Source organism: Massilia sp. CT11-137, from assembly GCF_047302885.1.
Lineage (GTDB): Bacteria > Pseudomonadota > Gammaproteobacteria > Burkholderiales > Burkholderiaceae_D > Telluria > Telluria orientalis.
Genome location: NZ_JBKYMP010000002.1, coordinates 254,566 through 271,539, shown reverse-complemented (window position 1 = coordinate 271,539; position 16,974 = coordinate 254,566). Strand labels below are relative to the sequence as shown.

Sequence of the window (16,974 nt, the reverse complement as noted above, 5' to 3'; positions counted from 1 at the left end):
ACACGACGCATGCTTCACGCGTGGCACGTTTCATTTGAGGCCCCCGGCCTCAAATGCCCACCGTACGTGATCCCGGCGTAGGCGGGCTCGCCGAGCCCGCGCGGAAATCAAAAGAACTCGTCGAGCAGCCGGTAGAAGCCGCTCTTCACCGCAGCGGACCGGCCGGTTCGAATTTCGCGAACAGCACGGGGCGATCCGGTGCGTCCAGGCGGAACGCGTCTGCTTCCAGCGAGATCACAAAGCGCGCAAGGGATGCGCGTGTTCAGGCCAGACGGGCGCGAAGAACCACGCGACCATCTCCGGCGTGACCGCATCGAGCGTGGGCGGATTCCAACGCGGCGCATTGTCCTTGTCGATCACGAGCGCGCGCACGCCTTCGAGCACTTCGCCGTGTTCGAACGTGCGGCGCACGAGCGAGCGCTCCATGCGCAGGCAGTCCGCGACGCCGAGCGCTTCCCCGCGCACGAGCATCTCACGCGTTACCGACATCATCAGCGGCGAGCGCTGGCGCAGCGTGGCCAAGGTCTTTTGCGCGAACGGGCTCCCATCCGTCTCCAGCGATGCCATCACGGCCGCGACGGAGTCCGCGCCGAAGTGGCGGTCGATCGCGTCGCGCTGCGCTTCCAGTTCGCTCGCGCCGGCCGGGAACGGCGCGGCGAACGCGCGGATCGCGGCGGGCAGTTCCGCGCCCGGCGTCGTCTCGATCAGCGCGCGCAGCGCATCCAGCTGCGCGCCCGGCACGAACACGTCGGCCAGGCCGACGTAGATCGCATCGGCCGCGCCGATCGTCACGCCCGTCACGCCGAGATAGTGGCCGAGGCGGCCCGGCGCGTGCGACAGGAAGTGGCTGCCGCCCACGTCCGGGAACAGGCCGATGTTCACTTCGGGCATGGCGATCTTCGAGCGCTCCGTCACGATGCGCAGGCCGCAATCCGGCCCGCCCTGCGCGATGCCCATCCCGCCGCCCATCACGACGCCATCCATCAGCGCAATGTACGGCTTCGGATAGAAGTGAATGAGGTGGTTGAGCGCGTATTCCTCGGTGAAGAAATCTTCCAGCAGCGGGCTGCCGGTCTGCGGCGTGGCGCGGCCGGCCTCGTGGAAAAAGCGGATGTCGCCGCCGGCGCACAAGGCCTTTTCGCTGCTGCTTCCGATGACGACGGCGTCGATCGATGCATCGTCGCGCCAGGCGAGCAGCGTGGCGGTGAGCGCACGGACCATGTCCAGCGACAGCGAGTTCAGCGCCTTCGGGCGGTCCAGGGTGATGATGCCGCTGCGGTTGGCAACCCGCGTCAGAACGTGTGCAGTCATGTCTCGTTGTTATTGAAATAATCAGAGCAGCATTGTAGCGCCCATAAAAACTAAAAGGGCGCCGATGCGCCCTTTACTCCTTGGTGCTACTGCACGCGTGGCATTACGCCGTGGCGGGCTCCTCCTCCCCACCTTCGGACATGCGCTTGATACACGCGTTGTCATGATCCTTGAGCATTTGCTTGTACTTGACGACCTGGCGGTCCAGGCGGTCCATCAGCATGTCGATCGCGGCGTATAGATCGTGCGCGGCACTGGCGACATGGACGATCTTGCCCGCGAGGCGCAGGTTGATCTCGGCTTTCTGGCGTTTTTCTTTCTCGGTGAGATTGTCGATGCAGAGGATGACGTGTGAGTCGATCACTTGATCGAAATGACGGGTGATGCGTTCGAGCTTGTTCTGTACGTATTCTCGGATGGCTGGAGTTACATCGAGATGATGTCCGCTGATTGTGAGATTCATACACACTCCTTTGAAGATGCACTGCCTGCCGTGCGCGCATCTGCGCAATGGGACAGTGTTTGTTACAAGGATTTGCGGAGACTGACGGGCGGGATTTTCAGCGCCTCACGGTATTTTGCGACCGTGCGTCGCGCGATGACCATTCCCTGTTCCCCTAGCATCTCCGCGATCTTGCTATCGGATAATGGATTCTTGGGGTCTTCTGCTCCTGTGAGTTGTACGATGAGGGCCCGTATTGCCGTCGACGATGCTTCGCCTCCCGCTTCGGTGGCAACGTGACTCCCGAAGAAATACTTCAACTCGAACATGCCGTGCGGGGTCAGCATATATTTCTGAGTTGTGACTCGAGAAATTGTGCTCTCGTGTAGACCTAGTGTATCAGCTATCTCACGTAAAACAAGGGGCCGCATCGCGACTGCGCCGTGGGAAAAAAAGTTGCGCTGCCGATCGACAATTGCCTGGGCTACACGCAGGATCGTGTCGAAGCGCTGGCGCATGTTCTTGATGAGCCACTTGGCTTCCTGCAACTGCGCGTTCATCTGCGTTTCCGATTTGCCCTGCTTCATCAGCGACGCGTACAGGCTGTTCACGCGCAGGCGCGGCATCACTTCCGGATTCAGCTGCACACTCCAGCCATCCTTGGCGCGGCGCACGATCACGTCGGGCACGACGAAGTCCGACACGTCCGACGCGAACGCCGCGCCAGGATGCGGATTGCACTGGCGGATGACGGCCTGGGCCTCGCGCAGGTCTTCGTCGTCGCAATCGAGCGCCTTCTTCAGCTTGTTGAATTCGCGCTGCGCGAACCACGTCAGGTATTTCTCGACGATGACGAGCGCCATGCGCCGCGTCACCATCGGCACGCCGGGCATGCGGCGGATCTGCAGCGCCAGGCACTCGGCCGCGCTGCGCGCGCCCACGCCCGGCGGGTCCATGCTCTGCACCATGGCGAGCGCCGTGCGCAATTCGTCGAACTCGATCTCCAGTTCTTCCGGCAGGCGCGCATGGATGTCTTCCAGCGGTTCTTCCAGATAGCCGTTGTCGTCGAGCGCATCGACGACGAGTTCCACGAGCGCGCAGTCGCGCGCCGCGCAGCACGTCAGGCGCACCTGCTCCATCAAATGCTCGCGCAGCGTGACGGGGCTCGCTTCCAGCTGCGGGCGGCCGTCCTCATCCTCGCCGCCGCCGCTGCCGCTGCGGCCGTATTCGCCCCAGTCCTCGCCGCCTTCGCCGCCGCTTTCTCCGCTGTCGCCGCCGGCGTCACCGCCTTCGCCATTGCCGCTCTCGGCGGGCGCACTGCCGCCTTCGTCGCCATTGCCCTGCGCGGCCGGCGCCTCGCCCGCCTGTGACGAGGACGGCGCGCTGTTGATAGCGCCGTCGGCCAGCAACCGCACGGAGCGGTCGAGCGGATCGTCGAGCCGTTCGAGCAGCGGGTTCTCGCTCAGGACCTGCTCGATTTCCTGGTGCAGCTCGAGCGTGGACAACTGCAGCAGGCGGATCGATTGCTGCAGTTGCGGCGTCAGTGCAAGGTGCTGTGAGGTCTTGAGTTGCAGCGTCTGTTTCATGACTACATTCGGAAGTGTTCGCCCAGGTAGACGCGGCGCACCGATTCGTTGGCGATGATGTCGTCGGGACGGCCCGATGCCAGCACCGCGCCCTGGTTGATGATGTAGGCGCGGTCGCAGATGCCCAGCGTCTCGCGCACATTATGGTCCGTGATCAGCACGCCGATGCCGCGCTCCTTCAGGAAGCGCACGATGCGTTGGATCTCGATCACGGCGATTGGATCCACGCCGGCGAACGGTTCGTCCAGCAGCACGAAGCGCGGATTGGTCGCGAGCGCGCGCGCGATCTCCACCCGGCGGCGTTCGCCACCGGATAGCGACAGCGCCGGGCTCTCGCGCAGCTTCTCGATCTGCAGCTCGGCCAGCAGCTCGTCGAGACGTTCGGTGATGCGCGCCTTGGTGAGCGACTTGCCGTTCTCGCGCTGCAATTCCAGCACGGCGCGGATGTTCTCTTCCACCGTCAGCTTGCGGAACACGGACGCTTCCTGCGGCAGGTACGACAGTCCGAGCAGCGCGCGCCGATGGATCGGCAGGCCGGTGATGTCGGTGCCGTTGATGTCGATGCTGCCGGCGTCCGACGGCACGAGGCCCACGATCATGTAGAACGAGGTCGTCTTGCCTGCGCCGTTCGGGCCCAGCAGGCCGACCACTTCGCCGCACGCCACCTGCAGCGACACGTCGCGTACGACGAGCCGCTTGCCGTAGCTCTTCTGCAGTCCCTTGACGACGAGGGTGCTGCCGCCGCATTCGGCTGGCGCGGCCTGCGTGCCTGCTTCCATTGCGCTTGCCTCCGTCATTGCTTGCCTGCCGGAGCGGGAGCGGCGCCGGCGGCAGGGGCACGGCGCGGCTGCAGCGTGATGCTGCCGCGGCCATTGCCCGGCTTGTCCGTGCCGTTGGCGTCGTTCAGGCCGAGCAGCTTCTCGTTGCGGTTGTCGTAGGAGATGAATTCGCTGGCCATCTCCTGCGTGACCTTCTTGCCCTCGAGCTGGCGGATGACGGCCTTCGAGAACAGCTTCACGATGTCGTTGCGCTCGTCGTATTCGATGCGCTGGGCCTGGCCCTCGCCCCACAGGTCCGGGCCGCCGTCGCGCTTCTGGCGGAAGGTCGCGAGCTTGCCGGGATTCGCGGTGAGGATGAAGGTACGCCAACCGTCCGGCGATTCCTTGACCTCGGCGCGGTCGGACTTCAGGATCATGGTGCCGCGCGTGATGACCACGTTGCCTGTGGCGACGTAGTTCTGCGTGACTTGGTCGACATTGGCGTTGTCGAACGCGATGTCGACGGGCTTGAGCGCGTCCGCCTTCTCGGCCGAGGCAGCCAGCGGCACCAGCAGGAAGATGGCGGCGGCGAGTATTTTTTTCATTCGATAGTCCTTTTTAGTGACTTGCGCGCGACTGGCGTGGCGGATAGGTGACCTTGCCGCGGCCACCCAGCGCGATCTGCTGCGTGGCGTTGTTGGCGACCATGCCCACCGCGTCGACCGATGCGGCGCCGAGCGTCATGTGGATCGGCTTGTCGGTCTTCGCGATCTCGTCGTCCGGCAGGATCGTCAGGACCTCGGTGCGGATCCGCATCGGCTCCGCACCCGGGGCGGCCGGACGCCGGATGTCGACATTGCCCGTCAGGTCGATCTGGTTCTGGTTCTGGCTCACGAGCGCGCTGTTGGCCGTCATCGTCATCGGCGGATGCTCGTCGGTGAGGCTCTGCACGACCGGCTTGTCCACGAGCGCCGTGTTGTCGACGGGGCGGTGCGTGAGGCGCTCTCCCGAGATCACGTAGCGCGGCTTGCCGGCCTCCGACATGCGCACCCAGCTGAAGTTGTCGACGATGTAGTCCGGCTCGTTGCCCGCGTTGAAGCCCGGCCCGTTCTCCTCGCCCTGCATCACCTGCACGAGCCAGAAGCTGCCGAACGCGCAGAACACGGCGAACAGCATCAGGAGCAGCAGGCGCCAGCGGTGCGCGGTACGCTTGTAGCTTGCGGGAGCCATATCTCTCTTATCCGAAGTAAGGCGCGAGCGCCTGTTCGTAGGTGCCCTGGGCGCGCATCACCATGTCGCACACTTCGCGCACGGCGCCGCGGCCGCCCGGGTTCTTCGTCACGTAATGGGCGCGGTGCTGCACTTCCGGATGCCCGCTCGGCACCGTCACCGCAAAGCCCACGCGCGTGAGCAGCGGCAGGTCGATCACGTCGTCGCCGATGTAGCCGCACGCCTCCGCCGTCACGCCGGTTTTATCCAGCAGCTCGGCGAACGCGAGGCGCTTGTCGTGCTGGCCCTGGAACACGTGCGTGATCCCGAGGTCGCTTGCGCGCTTGATGACGATGGGCGACGTGCGTGCGCTGATGATCGCCGTCTGCACGCCGGTGCGATTCAGCAGCTGGATGCCGAGGCCGTCCAGCACGTAGAACGTCTTCGTGACTTCGCCGTCCGGCCCGTACGTCAGGCTGCCGTCGGTGAGGACGCCGTCCACGTCGAAGATCATGACTTTGACGCGCGCCGCGCGCTCCATGTGTGCCAGCGGAGTCACCATCAGATCACCTTGGCGCGCGTGAGGTCGTGGATGTGCAATGCGCCCACCAGCACGCCGTCCGCATCCGTGACGAGCATCTGGTTGATGCGGAATTCTTCCATCACGGCGACGGCATCCACCGCCAGCTGTTCCGGATGCACGCGGCGCGGGTTCGGGTGCATGACGTCGCGGATCGCGAGCTTGCTGAAATCCTGGACCTTTTCGATCAGGCGGCGCAGGTCGCCGTCCGTGAACACGCCGACGGGGCGGCCGGCATCGTCGACGATGGCCGTCATGCCCATGCCCTTGTGCGAGATTTCCAGCAGCGCGTCCGTGAGGAGCGCGTCCGGTTTCACCGTCGGCACCGCGGCGCCGCTGCGCATCACGTCGCGCACGTGCGTGAGCAGGCGGCGGCCGAGCGCGCCGCCCGGGTGCGAGCGTGCGAAATCGTCCGGTTTGAAGCCGCGCAGCTCGAGCAGCGCGACGGCGAGCGCATCGCCCAGCGCGAGGGTCGCGGTGGTGCTCGCGGTCGGCGCCAGGTTCAGCGGGCAGGCTTCCTTCTCGACGGCCACGTCCAGGTGCACGTCCGCCGCCAGGGCCAGGCTCGACTCCGGCTTGCCGGTCATCGCGATCACGGGCACGTTCATGCGCTTGACGGCCGGGATCACGATGGCCAGTTCGCTGCTTTCGCCGGAATACGAGATGGCGATCAATACGTCCTGCGAGGTCACCATGCCGAGGTCGCCGTGCGCGGCCTCGCCCGGGTGCAGGAACAACGCCGGGGTGCCGGTGGAGGCCAGGGTCGCCGCGATCTTGCGGCCGATGTGGCCCGACTTGCCCATGCCCGACACGACGACGCGGCCCTTGCACGCCATCATCAGCGCGACGGCGCGCGGCACGCTGTCGTCGCGGTCGAGGCGCGCGGACAGCTTGCGGATCGCCTCGCCTTCGACATCCAACGCCTCGCGGGCCAGATCCAGCGCGCGCCGTGCCTGGGCCTCGTTAAAACTTGTCAGCATTATTTTTTCATCGGTTACACTCATAGGCAAAGTATATCCGAATTGGGAAAGCAAAAAACTTGCCAGACGTAACAAACAACATATTTACGGGACCTCGCCGTCGCGCTCCATGACCTCAGGCCTCGAACTCACCCTCCTGTTGCTGGGCAGCGCAGTCCTCGGCGTCGTCGCGTTCCGGATGCTGCACCTGCCGCCGATGCTGGGCTATCTCGCCGTCGGCGTGCTGATCGGCCCCCACGCGCTGAACCTCGCCGACAACGGCACCACGACGCAGGCCCTGGCCGAATTCGGCGTCGTCTTCCTCATGTTCTCCATCGGGCTGGAATTCTCGCTGGCCCAGCTGCGCGCCATGCGCCACATCGTGTTCGGGCTCGGGCTCGCGCAGGTCGTGCTGACCATCGTCGTGACGGTACTGGCGTCGCTGTGGACGCGCTACCTGCCCCCGTCGATGCAGATCGGCTGGCAGGCCGCGCTGGCGCTCGGCGGGGCGCTGGCGATGTCGTCGACGGCCATCGTCTCGAAACTGCTGACGGAACGGCTGGAGCTGGAAAGCGAGCATGGACGCCGCATCATCGGCATCCTGCTGTTCCAGGATCTCGCCGTCGTGCCGCTGCTGATCCTGATCCCGTCGCTGGCGAAACCGGCCGAGGAACTCGCGATGACGCTCGCGTGGGCCGGCATCAAGGCCGCCGCCGTGCTGGCGCTGCTGCTGTTCTTCGGCCAGAAGCTGATGCGCAAGTGGTTCAACATCGTCGTCAAGCGCCGCTCGCAGGAACTGTTCATGCTGAACCTGCTGCTCGTGACGCTGGGCGCGGCCGCGATCACGGAACACGCCGGCCTGTCGATGGCGCTGGGCGCGTTCGTGGCGGGCATGCTGATCTCCGAGACGCCCTATAAGCACCAGGTGGAGGAGGACATCAAGCCGTTCCGCGACGTGCTGCTGGGCCTCTTCTTCATCACCATCGGCATGCTGTTGAACGTGCAGCTCGTGCTCGCGAACTGGTGGGTCGTCCTGCTCCTGCTGGCCGTGCCGGTGCTGCTGAAATTCGCGCTGATCGCGCTGCTGGCCAAGGCGTTCGGCTCGACCGACGGCGTCGCGATGCGCACTGGCCTCGCGCTCGCGCAGGCCGGCGAATTCGGCTTCGTGCTGCTGAGCCTCGCCTCGGGTTCGCACCTGATCGCGCCGTTCGTGATCCAGCTCGTGCTCGCGTCGATGGTGCTGTCGATGCTGGTCGCCCCGTTCGTCATTGCGAACATGGACAAGCTCGTGATGAAGGTGGCGACCAACGAATGGATGCTGCAGTCGCTGCAGCTGACGCAGATCGCGAGCCGCACGATGGCCGCGCAGAAGCACGTGATCATCGCCGGCTTCGGCCGCAGCGGCCAGTCGCTGGCCACGCTGCTGTCGGAAGAAAAGCTGCCGTGGTACGCGCTCGACCTCGACCCCGAGCGGGTGCAGGAAGCGCGCACGGCCGGCATCAACGTGTCGTACGGCGACTGCACGCGCCGCGAAGCGCTGATCGCGGCCGGTATCAACCGCGCCAGCGCCCTCGTGATCACGTTCGCGGACACGCGCCTCGCGGTGAAAGTGCTGCACCTCGTGACCGAGCTGGCGCCGAAGCTGCCCGTGATCGTGCGCGCCCACGACGACACGGAACTCGACGTGCTGAAACGGGCCGGCGCCACCGAGGTCGTGCCGGAAGCGCTGGAATCGAGCCTGATGCTGGCCTCGCACGCGCTGGTCGTGATGGGCGTGCCGCTGCGCCGCGTGGTGCACCGCGTGCAGGCCGCGCGCGACGAGCGCTACGCCTCGCTGCGCGGCTTCTTCCACGGCGCCAGCGACATCGCGGACGGCACGGAACACAACTACGTGCGCCTGCATTCGGTGACCCTGCGCGACGACGCCGGCGCCGTCGGGCGCTGCATCGCGGAGCTGGAACTGGACGAAGTGGGGGCCGAAGTCACGGCCGTGCGGCGCGGGATCGACCGCATCGAGCCGACGCCGGAGACGGAATTGCGGGCGGGGGATGTGGTGGTATTAAGAGGAACCGGAAACGCGGTCACGCGCGCGGAAGGCCGGTTACTGCGGTGATCGGTGGGCACGGGGTGCCCACCCTACGGCTACGGAAATTCGTAGGGTGGGCTCCCCGAGCCCACGCGTGACGTTACGTCATCGCGACGACGCGGTTGCGTCCACCTTCCTTGGCTTGATAGAGCGCCTGGTCGGCCTGCGCGACGAGCTGCTGCGCCACACCCTCGATCGCGTGGTCGCGCTCGAAATCGTCGAGGGTCGCCACGCCGATCGACACCGACACCGCCAGCGTCTGCCCTTCCGGCATCACGAACGGCTTCTCCGCCACGCTGGCGCGGATGCGCTGGGCGACCATGCTGGCGCTGCCCAGGTCCGCGTCGATCAGCAGCACGACGAATTCCTCGCCGCCGAAGCGGCCCAGCGCATCCGTCATGCGCAGTTCGGCCTTGATGCGCGCCGCGACTTCGCGCAGCACGTCGTCGCCGGCCAGGTGGCCATACGTGTCGTTGACCTGCTTGAAATAATCGATGTCGATGTACATGCACGACAGCCGGTACGCCTGGCGCCGCGCGCGCGAGATCTCTTCGACGAGACGGCGGTCCATGTAGCGGCGGTTGTAGACGCCCGTCAGCGCATCGGTCAGGCCGATGTACTTCAGCATCTCGTTGCTGATCACGTTCTCCAGGCAGATCGCGATGATCGACCCCATGTGCTCGACAAAGTCCGTCCCCAGCAGCGGCGTGAAGCGGCCCGGGTCGCGGCTGCCCAGGTTCAGGCTGCCGATCAATCGTTTATTGCGCAGCAGCGGCACCAGCGCCACGCTGGCGATGCCCGCGGGCGGATGGGGAAAGGCGTGGCGTTGCGTGGCCGCGTCGAACGGTATCAGCCGCGGTTTCGGCGTGCGACCGGCGGTCAGGTCATACCCGAGACCATCGACATTGTCGTGGAACAGCAGGTTGGGAAACGCCTCGAAATCCACGCCCAGCTTGTCCATGACGGTGTAGATGTCGGCGTCCGTGTCGACGAGCGACAGGGTGACGGCGTCGAGGTCGGACACCACGGGCAGCAGGCGGAAGATCGTGCCGACCAGTTCCTGGAAAGTGCTCGCGCCCACGATTTCCAGGTCGAACGCCTGGTGCCGCATCATGATGGCGTGGTTGCCCTCGGCCTGGTCCATCAAACTGGCCAACTGGCGGCGCAAGGCCTCGTTCTCGGCGATGAGTTCGCGCACACTGGCGCCGCGCTCGTGCATGTGTGGTTCCCCTTCAGCAAGAACCCTAATTTACGCGAACTTACGCGGCTTGAAAACGAAAATGATGAGGTAAGGCTAACAATATTGCCAACATGTCATCTCAATGTTGCGCGTACCGCGTCCCAGGCCCGGTCCAGCAGCGGCGGCGCCAGCAGGTGGACGGCGCGGGGCACGACGTCCAGCCGCACGTCCGCCCCGAGCGCGGCGAGGCGTTCGAACATGCGTTCGCTGTGCTGCACGGGCACCGTCCCGTCCCGGCGGCCGTGCACGAGCGTGACGGCCGTACGCCGCTCCCAGACGCCCGGCAGCGGCGCGCAGCGTCCCGCGACGGCGACGACGTGGCGCGCGAGATAGCGGTCCCGGCACGCGGCCAGCGCCATGATCGCGCCCTGCGAAAAGCCCGCCATCACCGTGTCATCCGCGCCCACGCCATGCGCGCGCTGTAACGCCTCGATGGTCGCGACGAATACGGGCAGCGCGGCACGGATGCGGCCCGGACGATTCTCTTCCGTGATGCCGGCCACCGACATCCATTGAAAGCCGGCGCCGCCGCGGTCGCAGGGACAGGCGGCCGGCGGTGCAACCACGCGCGCGTGAGGATCATGGATGGTGACCAGGTCGGCCAGCGGCGCCATGTCGGCGGGCGTCTGACCGGCGCCATGAAGCAGGATGATCAGGGAATGCATCCGCGCAGTCTAGCGCATCCGCCGCATATCGATATACGCCCACCGACTCAGGCGTTTTCCAAATTAACAAGCGCGAAACCATTCGTTCCCCGGGGCCCCGCTCGTCGATACCATCCTGCCAATCATGACTTGTCATGACAGGACATACCAGACCATGACCCACGCCACCCTTCGCGCCATCGAACCATCCGCCGTCCCGCTGTATTCGCAAGTCCGTGAACGGCTGCGCGAACGCATCGTCGACGGCACCTATGCCCCGCAGGCCCGGCTGCCGTCCGAAAGCGAGATCGGCACCCTCTTCAAAGTGAGCCGCATTACCGTGCGCCAGGCGCTGGGCGACCTGCAGAAGGAAGGCGTGATCGTGAAGGTGCCAGGCAAGGGCACGTTCGTCGCCGCGACCCGTCCGAGCCAGGAACTGGCGCGGCTGGAAGGCTTCGGCGAAGCGATGTCGCGCAAGGGCCACCGGATCGTCAACCGCGTCGTGAAGCATGCGCTGGTCGAGGCAACGCCCCTGGTGGCGGCGCGGCTGCGCGTGGCGCCGGGCGCGCCGGTGACGGAGATCCACCGCGTGCGCTGGCTCGACCGCGAGCCGGTGTCGTTCGAGATCACGTACCTGCCGCCCGCGATCGGCGAGCGCCTGCGCGGCGAGAACCTCGCTGAACGCGACATCTTCCTGATCCTGGAAACCGACTACGGCATCACGCTCGGCCACGCCGACATCCAGATCGGCGCGGTCAATGCAGATCACGCGTTGGCCGGGGCGCTGCGCGTGGAACCGGGTGCCGCGTTGCTGCGCATCGAGCGCCTGACGTGGACGGCGGACGGCATGCCGCTCGACTTCGAATACCTGTACGTACGCGGCGAAGCCTTCCAGTACGCCCTACGCCTGCCGCGCCATCCCTGACATTCATTTAACTGGAACCGATATGGAAACGCATATTCAAACCGTCGACGTGCTCGTGATCGGCGGCGGCACGGCCGGCCCGATGGCCGCCGTCAAGGCCAAGGAAGCGAACCCGCAGCTGCGCGTGCTGCTGCTGGAAAAGGCCAACGTCAAGCGCAGCGGCGCGATCTCGATGGGCATGGACGGCCTGAACAACGCCGTCGTGCCGGGCTTCGCGACGCCCGAACAGTACGTCAAGGAGATCACGATCGCCAACGACGGCATCGTCAACCAGGCCACCGTGATGGCGTACGCGCAGAACAGCTACGCGATGATCGAGGAGCTGGACAGCTGGGGCGTGAAGTTCGAGAAGGACGAGACGGGCGACTACGCGATGCGCAAGGTCCACCACATGGGCACCTACGTCCTGCCGATGCCCGAGGGGCACGACATCAAGAAGGTGCTGTACCGCCGCCTGAAACGCGCACGCGTCGCGATCACCAACCGCCTCGTCGCCACGCGGTTGCTGACCGCCGAAGACGGCTCGATCGCAGGCGCGATGGCCTTCGATTGCCGCACGGGCGACTTCCACGTGATCCGCGCGAAGTCCGTCGTGCTGGCGACGGGCGCCGCCGGACGTCTCGGGCTGCCCGCCTCGGGCTATTTGTTCGGTACCTACGAAAACGCGACCAACGCGGGCGACGGCTACAGCATGGCGTACCACGCGGGCGCCGAGCTATCCGGCATCGAATGCTTCCAGATCAACCCGCTGATCAAGGATTACAACGGCCCCGCCTGCGCGTACGTCACCGGCCCGTTCGGCGGTCACACGACGAATGCGAAAGGCGAGCGCTTCATCGAATGCGATTACTGGAGCGGCCAGATGATGCAGGAGTTCTACGACGAACTCCAGGGCGGCAACGGCCCCGTGTTCCTCAAGATGAACCACCTGGCCGAGGAAACCATCCAGACCATCGAGACGATCCTGCACACGAACGAGCGTCCGAGCCGCGGGCGCTTCCACGAAGGGCGCGGCACGGACTACCGCGAGCAGATGGTCGAGATGCACATCTCGGAGATCGGCCTGTGCAGCGGCCACTCCGCGTCCGGCGTGTGGGTCGACGAGCATGCGCGCACGACGGTGCCGGGCCTGCACGCGGCCGGCGACCTCGCCTGCGTGCCCCATAACTACATGCTGGGCGCGTTCGTCTACGGCCGCCTGGCCGGCGAAAGCGCGGCCGCGTACTGCGCGGCGCACGAACTGCCCGCCGTCGACGAGGCGCAGGTCGAGCGCGAGCGCGCCCGCGTGTGGGCGCCGCTGACGCGCGAGGACGGGTTGCCGCCGAACCAGGTCGAATACAAGCTGCGCCGCATGGTCAACGACTACCTGCAGCCGCCGAAGGTCACGCGCAAGATGGAGATCGGCCTGCAGCGCTTCGAGATGATCCGTGCCGACCTCGATCGCCTCCAGGCGAGGAATCCGCACGAGTTGATGCGCGCGATGGAAATCCACGCGATCCGCGACTGCGCCGAGATGGCCGCACGCGCGTCGCTGTACCGCATGGAGAGCCGCTGGGGCCTGTACCACAACCGCGTCGACTACCCGCAGCGCAACGATGCCGACTGGTTCGTGCACGTGCAGCTGAAGAAGCAGGACGGCGAAATGACCTGTTTCAAGCGCCCGATCGCCCCGTACATCGTTCCGCTCGACGACAACGAGAAGGACGCCTACCGCCGCCTGCGCGTGCACAAGACCGAAGCCCTCGCGGCCTGACCAGGAGAACCTCATGCCGACCACCATCAACATCACCAGCGTCCCCGTCACCGTCGACGAAGACAAATGCATCGCACACAAGGGCTGCACCGTGTGCGTGGACGTGTGCCCCCTCGACGTGCTGGCCATCGACATGGTCAAGGGCAAGGCCTACATGAAGTTCGACGAATGCTGGTACTGCATGCCGTGCGAGAAGGATTGCCCCACGGGTGCCGTGCACGTCGACATCCCCTATCTGCTGCGCTGAACAACCTACGGAGAACAATCAATGAAATTCCTTGCCCTGTCCCTGCTGCTCGCCTTCGGTTCCGCCAACGCGGCCGAGACCATCCGCGTCGCCATCGGCACGCAGGACACGACCATCAACTGCGCCACCGGCGGCCTGCTGATCCGCGAGCTGCACCTGCTCGAAAAATACCTGCCGCACGACGGCAAGTACAAGGACGTCAAGTACGACATCGAGTGGAAGAATTTCACGTCGGGCGCGCCGCTGACGAACGAGATGGTGGCCGGCAAGCTGGACCTGGGCTCGATGGCCGACTTCCCCGGCTCCTTCAACGGCGCCGCGCACGCCAAGGCGGGCAAGAAGAGCATCTTCATCACCGTCCTGTCGGGCAGCACGCTCGGTTCCGGCAACGGCATCGTCGTGCCGAAGAACTCGCCCGTGCAATCGCTGGCGGAACTGAAGGGCAAGACGATCTCCGTGCCGTTCGCCTCCACCGCCCACGGCATGCTGCTGCGCGCCGTGAAGGCGCAAGGCTGGGATCCGGAGAAGGACGTGAACATCACGACGCAGGCGCCGGAAGTCGCCGGCTCGGCCCTGCAGAGCAACAAGGTCGACGCGCACGCCGACTTCGTCCCGTTCGCGGAGTTATTCCCGCACCGCGGCTTCGCCCGCAAGATCTACGACGGCTCGCAAGCCCAGGCGCCGACGATGCACGGCAGCCTCGTCGACGCGGCGTATGCGAAGAAATACCCGGACATCGTCGTCGCCTACCTGCGTGCCGCCATCGAGGCGGACCGTCTGATCGCGGCCGAGCCGGAAAAATACAGTGAGCTGATCGCGAAAGTCACCGGCATCGAAGCGGAAGTGAACTATCTATTCCACGGCCCCGTGGGCCTGCAGACGCGCGACTTCACGTGGAAGCCGGAGTATCGGCAAGCCGTGAAAACGTCGATCGAGACCCTGCGCCTCCTGAAGCGGACCGATGCCGACATCGACGTGAACAGCTTCATCGACGACACCTTTATTCGCACTGCCTTCAGGCAGGCGGGCCTGGACTACGACAAGCAGTTGAAGAACTACGAAAAGCTGCCGCTGAAGGCCAAGGACGCCGTCACCGGCAAGCCGATCACGGACTTCCGCCACCTCACGCAGATCTGGGTGCAAGGCGAGCCGCTCGTACGCCACTACGCGAACGCAACGACCGCGATCGCCGAGCTGCGCAAGCTGGAACAGGCGGGCAAGAAGACGCGCACGGTGTACGCGCACGACCAGGGCTCGGGCCTGAAACTGCTGGCCCGCGACGCATGGTTCGTCGTCGCGGCCGACGGCAAGGACGTCAGCGCCTACCTGCTGAAGGCGGATGCGCAGACGCAGGCCGCGAAGGTGAAGGGCAAGGTCGTGGACTTCGATACGCTCAAGGGCGCGAAATCGATCTGATCCCATTACCCGTTAGCGGATGATTCGTCATCCCCGCGCAGGCGGGGATCCAAGTTTTGCGGCCGTAGTCGAAGAAATTGGGTTCCCGCCTCTGCGGGAACGACGTTCAAACGCAGCGTTCCTATTACAGTAACCCAGGAGCCTCAATGGACACCACCGCCCCTCGCACACTCGACCCGGCCCTGCTGCGCCGCGCGGGCCGCCTGGTGCTGCGTGCGCTGTCGCTCGCCGCCTGCGTGGCGGCCTGGCAGTGGGCGTCGACCCACCACCTCGACCTCGGCCTGGTTTCTTTCCAGAACGTGCCGTCGCCGAAGGACGTGCTGGACGCCGCCACGACCTTGATCGAATCGCCCAAGCTGGCGCTGCACCTGAAGGCCAGCGTGTGGCGCGTGTTCGCCGGCTTCGTGGCGGCCGGCATCGTCGGCATCGGGCTCGGTCTTTTCATCGGCCGTTCGCGGCTGCTGGAAGACGTGCTGCTGCCGCCGCTGGAAATGCTGCGCCCGATCCCGGCCGTCGCCTGGATCCCGCTGGCGATCCTGATGTTCCCGTCGTCGGAACTGTCGATGGTGTTCATCACGTTCATCGGCGCGCTGTTCCCGATCCTGCTGAACACGGTCCACGGCGTGGAAGGCGCCGACCCGCGTCTCGTCGCCTCGTCGCGCAGCCTCGGCGCCGGCCGCTGGACCATCTTCTCGGAAGTGATCCTGCCGGCGGCCGCGCCGAACATCGTCACGGGCCTGTCGATCGGCATGGGCACCGCGTGGTTCTGCCTCGTGACGGCGGAGATGATCTCAGGCCAGTTCGGCATCGGCTACTACACGTGGGCCGCGTACACGATCCAGAACTATCCGGACATCGTCGTCGGCATGCTGTTCATCGGCGTCATCGGCATGGGCAGCAGCGCGCTCGTGAAGAAGATCGGCGACCTTGCGATGCCCTGGTACCACATGCAAAGGAAAAAGCGATGAACCAGACGACCAACTTCGAACGCGCGCAGCTGGCGCAGGGCGGCGCCATCGAGATCGACAAGCTGGGCGTCCGCCTCGGCGAGGGAGCGCAGGCGTTCGACGCCGTGCAGGACATATCGCTGTCCATCGCGCCGGGCGAATTCGTCTGCGTGTTGGGACCCTCCGGCTGCGGCAAGTCCACGCTGCTCGGCGCGCTGGCCGGCCACTGGACGCCGAGCCGCGGCAGCATCCACGTCGACGGCGCGCCCGTCGCGGGACCGCATCCGGACCGCGGCCTCGTCTTCCAGCAGCACACGCTGTTCCCGTGGAAGAAGGTGCTGGACAACGTCGCCTTCGGCCTCAAGATGCAGGGCGTGGGCCGGCGCGAGCGGCGCGAACGGGCGCGCGAGCTGCTGGGCCTCGTGGGCCTCGCCGGCTTCGAGGACCGCTATCCGATCCAGCTGTCGGGCGGCATGCAGCAGCGCGTGGAGATCGCGCGCGTGTTGATCAACCATCCGCGCGTGATGCTGATGGACGAGCCGTTCGGCGCGCTGGACGCGCAGACGCGCCTGAAGATGCAGGAACTTCTGCTGGACGTGTGGGCGCGCGTGAACACGACCATCATCTTCATCACGCACGACATCGACGAGGCGCTGTTCCTCGCCGACCGCATCCTCGTGATGAGCCCACGGCCGGGCCGCATCATCGACGAGATCCGCCTCGACTTCGAACGCCCGCGCCATCCGGACGTCATGACGTCGAACCACTTCACGCGCCTGAAGCGCCACTGCCTGGACCTGCTGCACCCGCAGGCCAGCATCACGCCGCTCGCGCGCCTGAGCCCCCTGGGCCCTCTCTGAACTCTGCCATG

17 protein-coding genes are annotated in these 16,974 nt (G+C 65.8%); 7 read left to right on the top strand and 10 right to left on the bottom strand.

Annotated features, from left to right (window positions below; genetic code table 11):
- Positions 1 to 234: 234 nt before the first annotated feature.
- The 8 genes from ACEN98_RS17970 to ACEN98_RS17935 form a co-directional block, all read right to left on the bottom strand.
- The gene (locus tag ACEN98_RS17970; protein ID WP_413386212.1) at positions 235 to 1,311 is read right to left on the bottom strand and encodes an enoyl-CoA hydratase/isomerase family protein; all 1,077 of its coding nucleotides are present in this window, start codon (positions 1,309 to 1,311) and stop codon (positions 235 to 237) included.
- Positions 1,312 to 1,414: 103 nt separating this feature from the next.
- Positions 1,415 to 1,774 (bottom strand): ribosome hibernation-promoting factor, HPF/YfiA family, encoded by a 360-nt coding sequence (gene hpf, locus ACEN98_RS17965; protein ID WP_371770598.1) that lies wholly within the window; start codon positions 1,772 to 1,774, stop codon positions 1,415 to 1,417.
- Between the two features lie 62 nt (positions 1,775 to 1,836).
- Positions 1,837 to 3,339 carry an RNA polymerase factor sigma-54 gene (locus tag ACEN98_RS17960; RefSeq protein WP_413386211.1) on the bottom strand — a complete coding sequence of 501 codons (1,503 nt, stop codon included), beginning with the start codon at positions 3,337 to 3,339 and terminating at the stop codon, positions 1,837 to 1,839.
- Positions 3,340 to 3,341: 2 nt separating this feature from the next.
- A complete protein-coding gene (lptB, locus tag ACEN98_RS17955; protein WP_413337888.1) occupies positions 3,342 to 4,118 on the bottom strand; it encodes an LPS export ABC transporter ATP-binding protein in 777 nt (258 codons plus the stop codon).
- Between the two features lie 14 nt (positions 4,119 to 4,132).
- On the bottom strand, positions 4,133 to 4,702 hold the full coding sequence (gene lptA, locus ACEN98_RS17950) for a lipopolysaccharide transport periplasmic protein LptA (protein WP_413337890.1): 570 nt from the start codon (positions 4,700 to 4,702) through the stop codon (positions 4,133 to 4,135).
- Positions 4,703 to 4,715: 13 nt separating this feature from the next.
- The gene (lptC, locus tag ACEN98_RS17945; protein ID WP_413386210.1) at positions 4,716 to 5,327 is read right to left on the bottom strand and encodes an LPS export ABC transporter periplasmic protein LptC; all 612 of its coding nucleotides are present in this window, start codon (positions 5,325 to 5,327) and stop codon (positions 4,716 to 4,718) included.
- A 7-nt stretch (positions 5,328 to 5,334) separates the two neighbouring features.
- Entirely contained in the window at positions 5,335 to 5,868 is a 534-nt protein-coding gene (locus ACEN98_RS17940; protein WP_413386208.1) for a KdsC family phosphatase, read from the bottom strand.
- Positions 5,868 to 6,890 (bottom strand): KpsF/GutQ family sugar-phosphate isomerase, encoded by a 1,023-nt coding sequence (locus ACEN98_RS17935; RefSeq protein WP_413337896.1) that lies wholly within the window; start codon positions 6,888 to 6,890, stop codon positions 5,868 to 5,870. Before ACEN98_RS17935 ends, ACEN98_RS17940 begins: the two co-directional genes overlap by 1 nt.
- Before the next feature lie 85 nt (positions 6,891 to 6,975).
- Between ACEN98_RS17935 and ACEN98_RS17930 the strand changes: the two genes are divergently transcribed.
- Entirely contained in the window at positions 6,976 to 8,958 is a 1,983-nt protein-coding gene (locus ACEN98_RS17930) for a cation:proton antiporter (RefSeq protein ID WP_413386207.1), read from the top strand.
- 73 nt (positions 8,959 to 9,031) lie between these two features.
- Here the strand turns inward: ACEN98_RS17930 and ACEN98_RS17925 are convergent, their stop codons facing one another.
- The gene (locus tag ACEN98_RS17925; protein ID WP_413386206.1) at positions 9,032 to 10,150 is read right to left on the bottom strand and encodes a DUF484 family protein; all 1,119 of its coding nucleotides are present in this window, start codon (positions 10,148 to 10,150) and stop codon (positions 9,032 to 9,034) included.
- A gap of 95 nt (positions 10,151 to 10,245) precedes the next feature.
- Positions 10,246 to 10,836, bottom strand: a complete 591-nt coding sequence (locus ACEN98_RS17920; protein ID WP_413386204.1) for an esterase — start codon at positions 10,834 to 10,836, stop codon at positions 10,246 to 10,248.
- Between the two features lie 154 nt (positions 10,837 to 10,990).
- Between ACEN98_RS17920 and ACEN98_RS17915 the strand changes: the two genes are divergently transcribed.
- The 6 genes from ACEN98_RS17915 (at position 10,991) to ACEN98_RS17890 (ending at position 16,963) form a co-directional block, all read left to right on the top strand.
- A complete protein-coding gene (locus ACEN98_RS17915) occupies positions 10,991 to 11,740 on the top strand; it encodes a GntR family transcriptional regulator (RefSeq protein WP_413386203.1) in 750 nt (249 codons plus the stop codon).
- 22 nt (positions 11,741 to 11,762) lie between these two features.
- A complete protein-coding gene (locus ACEN98_RS17910; RefSeq protein WP_413386202.1) occupies positions 11,763 to 13,493 on the top strand; it encodes a fumarate reductase/succinate dehydrogenase flavoprotein subunit in 1,731 nt (576 codons plus the stop codon).
- Positions 13,494 to 13,506: 13 nt separating this feature from the next.
- Positions 13,507 to 13,740, top strand: coding sequence for a ferredoxin family protein (locus ACEN98_RS17905; RefSeq protein ID WP_036238885.1), 234 nt, complete (start codon positions 13,507 to 13,509; stop codon positions 13,738 to 13,740).
- 21 nt (positions 13,741 to 13,761) lie between these two features.
- Positions 13,762 to 15,156: an ABC transporter substrate-binding protein gene (locus tag ACEN98_RS17900; RefSeq protein ID WP_413386201.1), complete on the top strand. Its 1,395-nt coding sequence runs from the start codon at positions 13,762 to 13,764 to the stop codon at positions 15,154 to 15,156.
- 146 nt (positions 15,157 to 15,302) lie between these two features.
- Entirely contained in the window at positions 15,303 to 16,124 is an 822-nt protein-coding gene (locus tag ACEN98_RS17895; RefSeq protein ID WP_413386200.1) for an ABC transporter permease, read from the top strand.
- A complete protein-coding gene (locus tag ACEN98_RS17890; protein ID WP_413386199.1) occupies positions 16,121 to 16,963 on the top strand; it encodes an ABC transporter ATP-binding protein in 843 nt (280 codons plus the stop codon). The genes ACEN98_RS17895 and ACEN98_RS17890 overlap by 4 nt, the downstream gene beginning before the upstream one ends.
- The last annotated feature ends 11 nt before the right edge of the window (positions 16,964 to 16,974 follow it).

What these genes read in the sequence shown, in the direction of transcription:
- ACEN98_RS17910 (WP_413386202.1), top strand. Translation starts at nt 11,763, where the DNA reads ATGGAAACGCATATTCAAACCGTCGACGTGCTCGTGATCGGCGGCGGC.
- ACEN98_RS17895 (WP_413386200.1), top strand. Translation starts at nt 15,303, where the DNA reads ATGGACACCACCGCCCCTCGCACACTCGACCCGGCCCTGCTGCGCCGC.
- ACEN98_RS17905 (WP_036238885.1), top strand. Translation starts at nt 13,507, where the DNA reads ATGCCGACCACCATCAACATCACCAGCGTCCCCGTCACCGTCGACGAA.
- ACEN98_RS17940 (WP_413386208.1), bottom strand. Translation starts at nt 5,868, where the DNA reads ATGGTGACTCCGCTGGCACACATGGAGCGCGCGGCGCGCGTCAAAGTC.
- ACEN98_RS17935 (WP_413337896.1), bottom strand. Translation starts at nt 6,890, where the DNA reads ATGAGTGTAACCGATGAAAAAATAATGCTGACAAGTTTTAACGAGGCC.
- ACEN98_RS17915 (WP_413386203.1), top strand. Translation starts at nt 10,991, where the DNA reads ATGACCCACGCCACCCTTCGCGCCATCGAACCATCCGCCGTCCCGCTG.
- ACEN98_RS17900 (WP_413386201.1), top strand. Translation starts at nt 13,762, where the DNA reads ATGAAATTCCTTGCCCTGTCCCTGCTGCTCGCCTTCGGTTCCGCCAAC.
- hpf (WP_371770598.1), bottom strand. Translation starts at nt 1,774, where the DNA reads ATGAATCTCACAATCAGCGGACATCATCTCGATGTAACTCCAGCCATC.
- ACEN98_RS17960 (WP_413386211.1), bottom strand. Translation starts at nt 3,339, where the DNA reads ATGAAACAGACGCTGCAACTCAAGACCTCACAGCACCTTGCACTGACG.
- ACEN98_RS17925 (WP_413386206.1), bottom strand. Translation starts at nt 10,150, where the DNA reads ATGCACGAGCGCGGCGCCAGTGTGCGCGAACTCATCGCCGAGAACGAG.
- ACEN98_RS17930 (WP_413386207.1), top strand. Translation starts at nt 6,976, where the DNA reads ATGACCTCAGGCCTCGAACTCACCCTCCTGTTGCTGGGCAGCGCAGTC.
- lptC (WP_413386210.1), bottom strand. Translation starts at nt 5,327, where the DNA reads ATGGCTCCCGCAAGCTACAAGCGTACCGCGCACCGCTGGCGCCTGCTG.
- lptB (WP_413337888.1), bottom strand. Translation starts at nt 4,118, where the DNA reads ATGGAAGCAGGCACGCAGGCCGCGCCAGCCGAATGCGGCGGCAGCACC.
- ACEN98_RS17970 (WP_413386212.1), bottom strand. Translation starts at nt 1,311, where the DNA reads ATGACTGCACACGTTCTGACGCGGGTTGCCAACCGCAGCGGCATCATC.
- ACEN98_RS17890 (WP_413386199.1), top strand. Translation starts at nt 16,121, where the DNA reads ATGAACCAGACGACCAACTTCGAACGCGCGCAGCTGGCGCAGGGCGGC.
- ACEN98_RS17920 (WP_413386204.1), bottom strand. Translation starts at nt 10,836, where the DNA reads ATGCATTCCCTGATCATCCTGCTTCATGGCGCCGGTCAGACGCCCGCC.
- lptA (WP_413337890.1), bottom strand. Translation starts at nt 4,702, where the DNA reads ATGAAAAAAATACTCGCCGCCGCCATCTTCCTGCTGGTGCCGCTGGCT.